This is a genomic window from Pseudanabaena sp. BC1403 (assembly GCF_002914585.1).
Taxonomy (GTDB): domain Bacteria; phylum Cyanobacteriota; class Cyanobacteriia; order Pseudanabaenales; family Pseudanabaenaceae; genus Pseudanabaena.
The window spans coordinates 123,744-136,998 of sequence record NZ_PDDM01000005.1; the positions used below are offsets into that span (position 1 = coordinate 123,744).

The 13,255-nt window shown below is 43.0% G+C and carries 13 protein-coding genes; 3 read left to right on the forward strand and 10 right to left on the reverse strand.

Annotation, left to right across the window (positions count from 1 at the left end):
• The first annotated feature begins 34 nt into the window (after positions 1 to 34).
• The gene (locus CQ839_RS06810; protein ID WP_103667524.1) at positions 35 to 1,354 is read left to right on the forward strand and encodes an ATP-binding protein; all 1,320 of its coding nucleotides are present in this window, start codon (positions 35 to 37) and stop codon (positions 1,352 to 1,354) included.
• Positions 1,355 to 1,475: 121 nt separating this feature from the next.
• On the opposite strand, the gene CQ839_RS06815 is transcribed toward CQ839_RS06810, so the two are convergent.
• The 8 genes from CQ839_RS06815 to CQ839_RS06850 all read right to left on the reverse strand — a co-directional run bounded on the left by CQ839_RS06815 (position 1,476) and on the right by CQ839_RS06850 (position 10,199).
• Positions 1,476 to 2,744: a hypothetical protein gene (locus CQ839_RS06815; protein ID WP_103667525.1), complete on the reverse strand. Its 1,269-nt coding sequence runs from the start codon at positions 2,742 to 2,744 to the stop codon at positions 1,476 to 1,478.
• 149 nt (positions 2,745 to 2,893) lie between these two features.
• Positions 2,894 to 3,226: a Mo-dependent nitrogenase C-terminal domain-containing protein gene (locus CQ839_RS06820; RefSeq protein ID WP_103667526.1), complete on the reverse strand. Its 333-nt coding sequence runs from the start codon at positions 3,224 to 3,226 to the stop codon at positions 2,894 to 2,896.
• A gap of 276 nt (positions 3,227 to 3,502) precedes the next feature.
• Complete coding sequence (lpxA, locus tag CQ839_RS06825) at positions 3,503 to 4,321, reverse strand: acyl-ACP--UDP-N-acetylglucosamine O-acyltransferase (RefSeq protein WP_103667527.1); 819 nt, start codon at positions 4,319 to 4,321, stop codon at positions 3,503 to 3,505.
• 98 nt (positions 4,322 to 4,419) lie between these two features.
• Positions 4,420 to 4,926 carry a 3-hydroxyacyl-ACP dehydratase FabZ gene (gene fabZ / locus CQ839_RS06830; RefSeq protein ID WP_103667528.1) on the reverse strand — a complete coding sequence of 169 codons (507 nt, stop codon included), beginning with the start codon at positions 4,924 to 4,926 and terminating at the stop codon, positions 4,420 to 4,422.
• A 58-nt stretch (positions 4,927 to 4,984) separates the two neighbouring features.
• Positions 4,985 to 5,812, reverse strand: a complete 828-nt coding sequence (gene lpxC, locus CQ839_RS06835; protein ID WP_103667529.1) for a UDP-3-O-acyl-N-acetylglucosamine deacetylase — start codon at positions 5,810 to 5,812, stop codon at positions 4,985 to 4,987.
• A gap of 2 nt (positions 5,813 to 5,814) precedes the next feature.
• Positions 5,815 to 7,818, reverse strand: a complete 2,004-nt coding sequence (locus CQ839_RS06840) for a BamA/TamA family outer membrane protein (protein ID WP_103667530.1) — start codon at positions 7,816 to 7,818, stop codon at positions 5,815 to 5,817.
• A 212-nt stretch (positions 7,819 to 8,030) separates the two neighbouring features.
• Positions 8,031 to 8,750 carry a phosphoribosylaminoimidazolesuccinocarboxamide synthase gene (gene purC, locus CQ839_RS06845; protein ID WP_103667531.1) on the reverse strand — a complete coding sequence of 240 codons (720 nt, stop codon included), beginning with the start codon at positions 8,748 to 8,750 and terminating at the stop codon, positions 8,031 to 8,033.
• Positions 8,751 to 8,819: 69 nt separating this feature from the next.
• On the reverse strand, positions 8,820 to 10,199 hold the full coding sequence (locus tag CQ839_RS06850) for an anthranilate synthase component I (protein ID WP_103667532.1): 1,380 nt from the start codon (positions 10,197 to 10,199) through the stop codon (positions 8,820 to 8,822).
• 196 nt (positions 10,200 to 10,395) lie between these two features.
• Between CQ839_RS06850 and CQ839_RS06855 the strand changes: the two genes are divergently transcribed.
• Complete coding sequence (locus CQ839_RS06855; protein WP_103667533.1) at positions 10,396 to 10,581, forward strand: hypothetical protein; 186 nt, start codon at positions 10,396 to 10,398, stop codon at positions 10,579 to 10,581.
• A 58-nt stretch (positions 10,582 to 10,639) separates the two neighbouring features.
• Here CQ839_RS06855 and CQ839_RS06860 read toward each other — a convergent pair whose 3' ends face one another.
• Positions 10,640 to 10,978, reverse strand: coding sequence for a rhodanese-like domain-containing protein (locus tag CQ839_RS06860; RefSeq protein ID WP_103667534.1), 339 nt, complete (start codon positions 10,976 to 10,978; stop codon positions 10,640 to 10,642).
• A 272-nt stretch (positions 10,979 to 11,250) separates the two neighbouring features.
• Here CQ839_RS06860 and CQ839_RS06865 point away from each other — a divergent pair, with 272 nt between their 5' ends.
• Positions 11,251 to 11,718 carry a tetratricopeptide repeat protein gene (locus CQ839_RS06865; RefSeq protein WP_103667535.1) on the forward strand — a complete coding sequence of 156 codons (468 nt, stop codon included), beginning with the start codon at positions 11,251 to 11,253 and terminating at the stop codon, positions 11,716 to 11,718.
• 47 nt (positions 11,719 to 11,765) lie between these two features.
• Here CQ839_RS06865 and CQ839_RS06870 read toward each other — a convergent pair whose 3' ends face one another.
• Positions 11,766 to 13,205: a hypothetical protein gene (locus CQ839_RS06870; RefSeq protein ID WP_103667536.1), complete on the reverse strand. Its 1,440-nt coding sequence runs from the start codon at positions 13,203 to 13,205 to the stop codon at positions 11,766 to 11,768.
• Between the last annotated feature and the right edge of the window lie 50 nt (positions 13,206 to 13,255).

The window sequence follows — 13,255 nt, forward strand, 5'->3', positions numbered from 1 at the left end:
AAATCACGTCGCGATTTCTCGTTATTAATTACCCATGACCACTGCTCCTCCTAATCCTGTTTTTCAGTCAATGCGCCGCCGCCTAGCGCTGTGGTATGCGATCGTCACGGCAATTTTGTTGATTGTGTTTGCGACGGGGTTCTATTTGTATGTGCAGACAACTTTGATTGATCGCATTGATGACACGATCGACCATGTTGCTGAAGTAATAGAGCGATCGCTAATTCGGTCTAACTTAATTGACTTAGAGTCAGATTTTGGCAGCAATTTCTCGGCAAATGCTCAAGCGATCGATGCCGATCATATTGATATTGACTGGTTTAGCCCCAGTGGCAAGATTCTTTGGACAACTAATGCGAATACGGAGTCATTACAACCCCGTGAGAAAGGAATATTGCAGCCTGTCTATCGCACCGTGCATTTGTCAGAAGTTGAGCCATTGCGACAGATGACTGAACCGATTGTAATTAATGGCAAATTATTAGGATATCTACGAATTAGTCATCCTTGGTTTGAGGTGACTAAGCCTGTCAAGCAATTATTCCTCGATTTAGCGATCGGCACAACGCTGATGGTATTCGTGGTTCTCCTATGCGGTTGGTGGCTCGCAGGAATCGCTATGGAGCCAGTGCGTGAATCCTATCAGCGCTTAAAACAGTTCACAGCCGATGCTTCCCATGAGCTTCGCAACCCGATCGCAGTCATTCAAACCAATGTCCAAGTTGCCCTTGCCGATCCCAATCCCGATCCCGAATTTCAGCGATCGCAAATGGAAACAATTGAAAGAATTACCAGACGATTAGGAAGATTAATTGATGATTTACTGTTTTTAGCAAGGCATGATGGCGGTATTACTAATCAGAAGCGTGAATCTTGCAATTTATCGCAAATTTTGCGTGAAGTTGGAGAAGAACAACAGACGATCGCGCATCAAAAACAAATCACCTTGGAAGTCCCCGATCAAGAATCTAAACTAGTCGTATCAGGCGATCGCGATCGCTTAGGGCGATTATTTACAAATCTGATCAGCAATGCGATCGCCTATACGCCCACAGGCGGGAAAGTCCAAATCATCTCCGAGTCAAGCACTTCTCACAATCAAATTCAAGTGCAGATCAAAGATACTGGCATCGGTATTCCTGAAGCAGAACTATCCCAGATTTTTGAACGGTTCTATCGCTATCAACCCCAAAAAAGCAGCAAATCTAGTGCAAAATCTATCAATCCCATGACCAGTGGATCAGGACTGGGACTTGCGATCGCAAAGGCGATCGCCGAAAGCCATCAGGGACAAATTAATGTCGAGAGCAAAGTCGGACAGGGAACGACTTTTACAGTAGTTTTATCCAATTAAATTGCCTAAAGAAAAGAAAAAAAGATGGCATTTTCCTATATCAAAAAAGGCAGTACTCCGTGCTGCCTTTTTTGGGAACTAACGCAAAATTTGCATGGCTATAGAAGCTATGTAGAGATTCTCAATTAAACCAAACTACAAAGCCAAATAGATTGCTACCAAAAGCATTTAGCATCTCATTCCAAACACGAGCATCAGTAGTAGTTCCTTTCTCAAGATAAGGAGTAGCCGCAGTGCCTTGAACCCATGACACTAGGTCAAATGCACGCGGTTCAGTAAAAATTCGAGCAAAATCAATACTCAATTTTTCATCTCGCCAGAACGGAATATTCTTTTTGCCATCAAGAATCATCGCAATTTCATCTAGAGATTTTAGCCAAGATTTGACCATTTCATCGGTAACACGAACCTGTGGAATTACTGACAATTGCTTAGGATTAGGAACCCATTCGCGATCGCTATCGGTTTCCGCTAAAATCGATTTCCACGATTCACGACTCAGACTAATCACTGACTTCATGTGATTAAGTATTGTGGTCATGCGTTGCGGTTCTTGCAAAGGGAATTTTGCTAGATGCACAGCCGTAACTAAATCAAGAGGATCAAAAATGTTGAAGGAATACTCATCAGTCTTCTTGGGGCGTTTCAGTAAAAACTTATGAGGTGTATCCACATTTTGGAAGAATAAATGAGCGCAAGCAGCAAACAACTCTCGGCTATCATAGGCTCGCAAAAATTCGCCCATCGCACCTAATACATGGGTATAGCCCTGTAGCCACAAAGCATCACCGCGATCAAACGCGATTAAAAATTGCTGTGCATCTTTTTCAGTAACCCTTGCGCCCGTCACCGCATTAAAAATCTGCCACAACATTTCTTTGTCATCAGCCTTGCCATTGCCATCAAAATCTAAACGGATTAATCCTAAACGTAATGCTAGTTTGAGATTCTGATCTTTGATTGGTTCGAGTGTAGTACGTACAGCAGCTAGATCGTCAATCCAGCCCTGAAAAACTTGCTGAAGTCCATCGTAAGTTAATGTTTGCGGTTTGGGATTGGTCGGAACAGGTAATCGAAAGAAAGGAATCGAACCACCTGCGGGGTTTTGGATCATGCCATAGCGATAGAGTGACTGCATTAGTCTCTCAGTACCGCTCATAAATTGGATTACACCTAGCCCAAAACGAGCTTTGTCATCTTTGTCATTATTTTTTAAATAATCTTTAAAGACTTTTTCCCCTTCAGCAAGTTTTCCTGAGGTGAGATAGGGATCGGGTAATGGCGCGATCACAGCGTTACTAGGTTGCAAAGCGATCGCTGATATAGAAATCAAACAAGTAATAAGTACAGCGATCAGAGATCGCCATATCCACCGCATTTTTTTTGGCATATCCAAATTCCTAGACACAAAAAATAAATGACGTAAGCAAAGCTTACATCATTTATTTTTTGTGTAATATAAAACCCCAAAGATTTGGAGCGCCCGCGTAGCGGGCGCTCCAAATCTTTGGGGTTTTATATTTGATTTTGCTAAGCCACTTAGCAATAGGAGCTAATGTCTTCGCCACAGCGATCAACTAAAAAGCATAGCGCCCGAAATCGCAGGAAAACAAATTCATCGTAGAGAGGATTGAGCTTACAAAGTGGTGGGATATTGATAATCACATGACCAAGGATTTTAATAGTGCGCTCAAATGGACATTGAGCTGGAATTAGTTTCGCGATGCGATGAGCCGTCTGCGATTTCTGAATTTCAAAGCTGTCAATTTTCTGGCGCAAAGGTTTTAGTAGATCGAAGGTTTCTTTGGGTTGAGGTCTGCCGCCGATATATGAGTTTTCCCCGCCAAATTCAGTGCTGTTAATACTTGACATGTTTACCAAACGCTCTCTCAAAATAGAGTATGTACATTTAAAACATTTACGTTACCAATCTTAACATAATTGCTTTAAATAGAGTTTAGAAAATACATTATTCATTCTTATGTATGAGATTGTATATACAAAAAGAAAGATAAGAATTTTTCTATGACCTTGATAATTTAGAACATACCCATTTGTCTGTATAGGCGATCGCAAACAACTTATTTAGGCCCCAAAAAGGAAGAGGCGGCGCTTCGCGCCGCCTCTTCCTTTTTGGGGCTTTAGTCATCAAATACGGCGGGGAATTGGGCCGCGCCGTGCAGAAAGAGTGATCGAGTCATGTAAAAATTGGCGCAAATGCTGAACATGGGAATTATCGATCAGAGTAGCTAGTTTCTCAAGAGCTTCAACTAGGGTCAGATCCTGATGATATAGCAATCGAAATGCTGTCTTCAGTGCCTGTTGAGTTGACGCATCTAGTCCAGCACGATCCATCCCAACGCGATTTAGAGTTCGCACACGAGAAGGATTTCCCTCAACTAGAGTATAGGGAGGCACATCTCTCTCGATTCGACTCATACCACCAACCATAGACAGCCGCCCAATTCGCACAAACTGATGTACACCCAACACACCACTGATTCTGGCATGAGGTTCAACATGTACATGTCCTGCTAGAGCTACGCCATTGGCAATAATCACACGATCTTCAATTTCGCAATTATGCCCCACATGGACATACGCCATTAGCAAGTTCCCGTTACCAACATAAGTAACTTCATCAGCTTCATTAGCACGATTAATCGTGACGTACTCGCGGATGCGATTGTCATTACCGATGCGGACGAGGCTATCAGCACCCGAATATTTCAAGTCTTGAGAATCTAATCCGATCGCCGCCCCTGGATAAATTTGGTTGCGATCGCCAATTTCAGTTCTCCCTTCGACAATAGCATGATGTCCAATGACAGAATGAGAACCAATTTTCACCTGTTCACCGATGACAGCATAAGCTCCAACTTTAACAGTCGGATGAAGTTGGGCATCAGGATGCACTATGGCTGTCGGGTGAATAAATTCAGACACAGGCGCATGAGACACAGGCATAAAAAGTTTGGCTCGCTTGATACTAAGTTAGATCGCTTGATTTGCGATCGCTTGGATCGCCAGATAACAAATTAAAATTTGAAACTAGAGATAAAAGATTAAAGATTAACTAATGAAAACATCAATTCACCTTCACAGGCTAATTGACCATCAACTTCTGCACGCCCATGCATCTTACCAAAACGCTTGCGTGAAACTAATAGCTCAGTAGTAATAGTTAGACGATCACCAGGAACTACAGGGCGACGGAATCGGACTTTATCAATTCCTGCAAATAGTGACAGTTGATTTTCCATGCCAGGTAGGTGTCTCAAGACAATACCGCCTACTTGCGCCATTGCCTCAACAATTAAGACCCCAGGCATGATCGGACGCTCAGGAAAATGACCTTGAAAAAAGGGTTCGTTAAAGGTGACATTTTTAATTCCTGTAGCGGATTTATTCGGTACAAAATTAACAATGCGATCAACTAGCAGGAATGGATAGCGGTGGGGTAATAATTTCTGAATATCTTCGATCATCAAAATCTGACTGGGGGTACTATTTTCCTCGTCAGTATTAAGCTCAGAACTATCTATGGTGGGTTCTTCGGTCAAAGTTGGCATATTAACTAATAATTTTGCATAGGAGGTCAATGAGTTGTCTGGCTAACGCTTTGTGTGGCTATAGCTTTCTCGCTAAGGAGATCGCAAATTCAGCATGAAGGTTATGACTAGCTTTATAAGCAAGAATATGTGCTCTCGGTAAAAATCCTAGCAAGCTTAGGTCACCAATGAGATCTAAAAGTTTATGACGACATGGTTCATCTTCAAACCTTAGAGGTGGATTGATCCAGCGATCGCCATCACAAACCATTGCATTTTCAAGACTACCGCCCTTTATCAACCCTGCTGCACGAGCTTGATCAATATATTCAGCAAGCGTAAAAGTTCTGGCAGGAGCTATTTCTTCAGCAAATTTTTCGCTAAAGTTAGCGATCGCTGGCGACCAACTAAACCACTGCTCACCAATTGCCTTAGTTGGATATTCTATGCCGTAGGTAAAGCGCAATGTATCTGATGGGATGGCAGTGACAAAGCTATCACCTTTAGTGACTGTAATAGTTTCAGCTAAGGGAATTAGGCGATCTCCTTCTATTTGCGTTTTGACACCAACTTTGGCGATCGCCTCAACCCAAGGTAATGCTGAACCATCGAGAATCGGCAGTTCAGACCGATCAAGTTCAATACAGGCATTATGCACACCCATACCAAACAAAGCTGATAGCAGATGCTCAACCGTGCGAACACCCGTTCCATTTTGACGTAATTCTGTTGATAGCTGCGAAGCTGAAACTACAGTCGTATCGGCAGGTATTCTTGACTCACCGTAAACAAAATAACGACCTGAGTCAATGGGCGCAGGACTAACAGTCACAGAAACTTGCTCGCCACTATGCAACCCAATCCCCGACAACGAAAATGGGGCGACGATCGTCTGTTGATAGAGCATGACTAGAATTTCTCTCCTAGACCAAAGCTAAACTGCGTACCGCCATTTGAGCCTATACCATAGTCCACTCTGATCGAACCCAGAGGAGATTGTACACGTACCCCAATACCATAACCTGCGCCATTACCTGGTTTATTTCGCGCTCCAGCAGGATTGCCTGGCACAGATGAGGCTGAGCCTAAATCTGTACCATAGTCGAAGAACAGGACTCCACCGACAATATTAAAGACAGGGAAACGATATTCAGCTGAGAAAATACCAAAACTACGACCGCTTCCAATTTTGCCTTCATCCCAACCACGGACTGAGTTACTACCACCGAGTTGAAATGCTTCATAGGGAGGTAAAGTCCCAAACACAGTGCCGCCTTGAATGTTAAAAGCAAGGGTCTGATTACCTTCAGAGAAATTCAAGAACTTAACGGGCATGAAATAACTATAGCTAGCACGAACCCGATTCAAGAATACGGAGCCTAAACCAATGGGAATTGACTGCTCAGTGGCAATCCGAAATACAGAACCAGAGGATGGCTTAATGGGATTGTCGCGCTGATCAGTTGCATAGGCAAATTGCAGCAGCAGCAAGTCATCTTGTCCAGTGCCACTAGCAGAGAGAGGGTTACCGAGTGAGTCAGTCGCAGAGATCGCATTATTGCTGCTATCGGTAATGCTGACTCTTTCAAAGCGCAAGCCCAATGAGGCAGTTGTGGCAGTTCCCAAAGGTCTAGAGAAGCTAAAACCTGTGCCAAGTCGGTTGATGCGAGGACTATTGTTATTAACTCCAATCCCAATTGGGGTATCAAAAATATAGCTAAACAAACTGCGGTTAAAAATATTAGCTGTGAAGGAAGTCCGATTCGGGTCACCTGCAAGCCAAGGATCGGTGAAGTTGAGGTCAAATAGTAATTCGCGTTCACCAACTTGAATATCTAAACCAAGCTTTTGGTTGTTACCACCAAGGTTTTGCTGCTGAAAACTGACTGTACCGAATAAGCCTGTTGATGAACTTAAACCTGCACCTGCGGCAATCGAGCCTGTGTTGCGTTCTTTGACATTGACAGTCACAATCACTTTGCGTGGATCTGTCCCAGGCGCAAGACCAATGTTGAGATCTTCAAATAAACCGAGAGCAAAGACTTTTTGTAAGTCACCTTGAACTGTGTTTTTATTGAAGATTTCGCCTTCTTTAATCGTCAGCTCACGGGTAATGATAAAGTCCCGAGTTGTTCCAGTGACTGGTTTGCCTTCCTTGTCAACGGTTTTGCCATCTTCATTGATAAAGGCAACTTTGATGTCTTCGATCACACCTTCAGAAACAACTAGATTAATATTTCCATCAGGAGTTGCCTTGATATCAACAATCTGAGCTAGGACATAGCCCTTGTCTTGGTAGTATTTTTCAAGTTCTTTAACTCCAGTTTGGATATCTTTGAGGTTAGTGATTTTACCAACCTGAGAACCAAAGATCCGATCAACCACACCTGCTTCTAAGACCTTTGTTCCTTCTGTGTTGACGGACTTGAGTACAGGGTTTGGTAATACAAAGAACGTTACGCGCACACCAATATCCGTATCTTCAGGCTCAGCTTGCACATTTGAGAAAAAGCCTGTGGCAAATACAGCGTTGATGTCTGATTGGAGTTGAGTACGAGTTACAGTCCGACCTGGTTTTGTGGCGATCGCATCGTAAATTCTTTGCTCCAGTTCAGGCGGTAATGGAGGTTGCCCTTCTGGAGTTTTAATTGCAACTTCGCCCACCAGCACTTGAGTTTCAGTTGTAGTTGCGGGAGCAGGCGTGGTAGAGGGTAGCGTAAAAGTTGGGGATGAACTGGGAGGGATTGGCGTGCTTGGCTCCGCAGGCTTTTCAGATGATGGGGGAGTTGTTGGCTGCGGAGTTGGCGCTTGAGCAATCTCTTGCTTTGCAGGAGCAGCCTGTGCCAGCAAAGGGCTCGTAAGTAAAGTGCTGGATGCGGCAATGGCTGTGAATAAGAGCAAGTTTATACGCATAAAGTCTTCCAAACACCTACAGAATTTATTAACACGAAACTATTAACGATCAAATACAAACAGGACATTTATTCAACTAGTAATAAATTACTATAACTTTCAATATCCCCATATTGCTAGAGTCTTATTTTATTTAGTATATGCACTGGGCACACCATATGTCATCAACAGTTCAGTTGATGGCGATGCTAAAAAACTCTCAGCCCCAAAATTTAAGCAGCCAAGACTCTTTTCATTACCTCTTGATATGCTTCTGCAATATTACCTAAATCTTGACGAAAACGATCTTTGTCCATGATTCGAGCAGTTGGATCAGAGATCGCTTTATCCCAAAGACGACATGTATCAGGACTAATTTCATCGGCTAATAGTAAGCGTCCATTGGCATCAACTCCGATTTCCACCTTAAAATCAACAAGAATTAAATTGCAGCGCTCAAAAAATGTTTGCAGATGCTGATTAATATCTAGAGCTAGCTGTTTGAGCTGGGCAACTTGTTCAGGTGTAGCGAGATCGAGCATAGCAACATGGGCATCGGTAATCAGAGGATCGCCAAGGTCATCATTTTTATAGAAAAATTCGACAAGGGGCTTTTTGAGAGGTTGACCTTGTTCTAAACCAAGACGTTTACAAATACTTCCTGCGGCAATATTGCGGACGACAACTTCGATTGGCAATATCTTAACTGCAACAACTTGCATCTCGTTGGGTGAGACTTGCTTAATAAAGTGGGTGGCAAGCCCTTGGGTTTCCAGATACTGAAAAATATGCGAGGCGATCGCACAGTTCATTTCCCCTTTATTAGTGATCGAGCCTTTCTTAAGAGCATTGAAGGCAGTTGCGTCGTCTTTGTAGCGCGACAGCAAAATATTAGGATCATCTGTCGTAAACAGGATTTTGGCTTTGCCTTCGTAAAGCTTGGTTCCAATCATGGATATATTGCGATAGTAGTTGCTTATGTATTCTATAGGATCGCAAACCCCACCAAAGATTTGCAGCGCTTAACGTTGCAAATCTTTGATGGGGTTTGCCAAGCCTAGGGCTGCTAACTGAGCCTGAGCTTTTTGCAAAGATTCGTACCATTCGCGATCGCTAATACTATCAGCGACAATCCCTGCTCCAACCTGACCCCAGATATGATTATCAGTTTTTAGTAAAGTCCGAATTAGAATATTCAGATCTATATTGCCGCGTCGATCAATATAGCCACAGGAACCATAAAACAAACTGCGACGCTGCGGCTCCAACTTTTCGACGACTTCCATACAGCGCACCTTAGGACAGCCTGTAATTGTCCCTCCAGGGAAAGTGGCGCGAATGAGATCGACAAAGGTGCGATCGCTGCATAAAGTCCCCACTACATTACTAACAAGGTGCATAACGTGACTGTATCGTTCGATCGCTAATAATTCATCGACTATTACGCTGCCCCATTCACAGACTCGCCCTAGGTCATTGCGTTCAAGGTCAACAAGCATAATATGCTCGGCTTGCTCTTTGGTACAGGCCAGTAATTCGCTCTCAAATTCGAGATCTTGCTGTCGATCTTTCCCACGGGGTCTTGTGCCTGCGATCGGTCGGGTTTCAGCATGGCGATCACGCAAGCTGACTAGGCGCTCAGGGGAAACGCTAATTACTTCACCCCAAGTTGTCCGCCAATAGCTGGCAAAGGGTGATGGATTAATTTTTTGCAAATGGCGATAAAGTTGCCATCCATCTGATGCCCAAGGGTAGCCAAACCTCATTGAGAGATTCGCCTGAAAAATATCACCAGCATAAATATGCTGTTTTGCCTTTTCCACCATTGCTTCATAGCCTTGCTTCTCAGGTGCATAAGTAACTTGTATTCCCGACAAGGATGGGAATACAAGTCCCTGTATTTCATTAGATTTAGCTATCTTCTTGTTTAAGCAATCACTTAGTTCAGCTAATTCATGATGATCGCTAGCAGCTAGCCAAATATTTTGAGTCTGATGATCGATCACCGCAAAGCTAGATGGTTCGTACCAAAAAGCAACTGGGAATGGCAAAGTATCTGGCTTGGTATATGGCAATTTCTCAATTTCCCAAGCGAGGTCATAGCCTAACCAACCTAAATATCCGCCTGTGAATGGTAAATGATTGGGTAAATCTTGAGAATTTCGAGAAGTCTCCATCTGCGATCGCAATTTTTCAAGACAAGGCAGAATCTCACCTACCTCAGGAGTCCAGACCTGTCGTGGTTTTCCTGCGGCGATCGAATATCTTGCTAATTTTGAAGGGACTGTGACTGGGCTTTCTAGTAGAACTGTAATCGGTTCGTCAGCATAGAGCAATTCCCATATATCTGCACCTGTCATATTTTCAGGTAGCGATCGCTGAAGCCACACCCAATCAGTCATAAAGAGATTTAATAATTTATTACGGATACATTATAGGGAGACAGTGCTAAGCGCCGCCTCCCTACTTTTAATGTGAGTTCGATATAGCCATTTGCACCATGCTTCGCACGGTGCAAATGGCTATATCGAACTCATGCATTTTTAATGGCATACTGAGAGACATCACGAAATCTTAGTAAAAACACCAACAAAAGCTATGAATCGCAACCTGTTTATTGGGGTTCTCGTCGTAATTGGTCTAATGGTATTAGCGAGTTCACTGCCGAATAGGTTCTATGGTGCTAGCGATCGCAAGTTCATTATTATCACGATTGTCACCAGTATTGTTTCAGTGATCGGCTTAGCAATATTTTTCAGCATTCCCTTTTTGACTGCAAACTAAAACCCACCAAAGTAAAGTGCCTGTGCTGCGGGCGCTTTACTTTGGTGAGTTTTAAGCCTTAGTACTTAGCCATGCTTGGCTCAACAACATAAGCATAAGCATCAATGCCGCCACCAATATTCTTGACATTAGTAAAGCCTTGATTGACCAACCATTGACACATTTGTGCAGATCTCATTCCATGATGGCATAGCACTAATGTTTCTGCATGGGGATCAAACTTTTCTTGGAAATCCGTTGACCATTGGTCATATTCACTAAGTGGGAGAACTGTAAAATCGGCGATCGCAGCAATTTCCACCTCATCCCGTTCTCGCACATCAATCAGTTGTAAATCTTGACGATCGCTAGCCAAACGTTCGGCTAGCTCTTGGACAGTAATTTGTATGATAGACATGCGAGCAAAATATCTCTTAGGTATGAGTTAAAAAACTAACATAAGTCCCGCTTTTAGTTCAAACTTTAGATGATTGAGCTTTGTCATCAAAGTAAAACCAGATCATGTTTGAATAATTTTGCAAAGCAAGGCTCTTCAAACATTACTTTCTTCCCACCGTAAGAATAGACGTTATAAAGTGAATAATTAGTGGTGCGCAGCTTTGCTGCGCACCACTAATTATTCACTAGGAAGTGAGTATTTGCATAATATAAATTTATTTGTCTAGACTAATGAGCCAGCCTATCGAAGAATTGTTGAGAGACCTCAAAAGTGAAGATGAAGGTATTCGCGATCGCGCCACTCAGGGGTTGTGGGAAATGTGGTTTATGCAGAAGGGGATGCAGGGTTTGCAGGTCTTGCGACAGAGCCAAATGATGGCAGATAGCGGCAATGTCAGGCAGGCGGAACTGATGTTGACGCAATTAATTCATGCTCAGCCAGATTTTGTCGAAGCATGGAATCGTCGAGCAGTTTTGTTTTACATGCAGGGGGATTACAAGCGCTCAATTAAGGATTGTTTGAAAGCGATCTCTCTTAATCCTTTTCACTTTGGGGCAGTTCACGGTTTGGGTTTATGCTATGCCGCGATCGGTAACTATCACGAGGCGATCGTCACTTTTCGTAGAGCATTAGAAATTCAGCCCTACTCTCTCACCAACCAAAAACTAATTCTCGAATGTACTGCCATGCTGAATTAAAAAAGTCAAAAAAATTGCTTAGCAATTTTTTTGACCAGTAATTTTGACTAGTAATTTGTATTCCAAAGAGGGGTACGACGAACAAAAGCTAGAATACAGGCTCCAATACTGATGCTAAGCCATCCGCAAATGAGCGTTAATATCGGTAGTGATTGCGTGAATATGATTAGAGGTGCAGTTTTTGTTGTCGGTTGCGTTGATAGAAATGCGCTAATTAATAAAATTGCCGTGCCGATTTCCCATGACTGTAAATGATTTTTGCTGTAGCTAGGGCGATCGCTTTGCAAACTATTCGGAGCAACTAGTTGCAAGAAAAATCTTGCGATCGCAGGACTAACTAGACAAACACCAAGCCAAGCGATCGCACTTTCTGTAGGTAGGCTTGTGGGCAAAGGAAAGAAAAACAAGAGCACCAACCCTAAAACAATAAATGCTGTACCTGCTAAAATCCCTGCACCCTGAGGTAGTAATACAGTAGCCATGCCTAAGCTGTCTCGCTCAGTTTCTTGCTTCGCAAGGCGGAACTCCTCACGGATGGCTTGCCCTAACTCATCGTTTTGATCTGAAGCTTTTTGATTTGTAGCTTCTTTATTGCTAGATGGCAAAATTGTCATCGCTAAAGGGAGCGTGATATCACTATTATTTCCCGATAGCTGCATCCAGCTTAGTTCTCCGCCAGCCTCTTGCAATTTGATGACGGATAGGCAGGAGAATGGTTTTATATTAATTACATATTCGGCAGCAAGTCCCCATAAACCGCTAAACCTTAGGTGTAAAACTTTTTCGGGCGATCGCAACTGGGCTTGCCATGTAAAAAATCCTGTCATTCCCGAAGTGGTCAAACCGATCGCAGCGATCGCTCTCAGATTGGGAGATAAATCTATCATTGACCAAAAGAAAAAGCCCAACACAATTAACACCAAGCTATTAAACTGTCGTGGTTGCTGACCAAGTGATGAGGGGCTGACTAAAACTGTTTGATCAGAATAGGTAACTACATTTAGGACATCAGCATTAACTGCTTCTAGGATTTGCTTTTTATCTGTTGTTTTAGATTTACCTGAGCGCAAAGTGAGCGAACTAGAGATACCGATAAAAATAGCGGCTGGCACAATCCACCAAATCGCCACAAAACCCTTAATGAAAGTTTCTGAAGCTGAACTAAGCCCTGCGATTAAAATTAACCAATAAGCTGTCATCCCAATTAACTGCGATCGCGAAAATAGATAATCTGAATTTTGTTGGCATACGTTCACGACTGATTTAGCTAAATATATGCCGATCCCAAAACCTACAAGCAAAGCAAGACTGGCGATAGCTAAAAAAGTTGACTCTCCGATCCGCACTAATTGTGCAATCGCCACTACGAGAATCAACAACCCAGCAAAAAAAAAGTTTGCAGAAATAGGCAAAGTCGCCTGTCTCCATCCCCAACCGACTTTACCTGATACCAATTGTCGCTGTGAGTGGGATGGCGAAACTTGCATAGGTGATTTTGGATTGGTAATTGGTAATTGGGGATTGGTAATTAGAAATT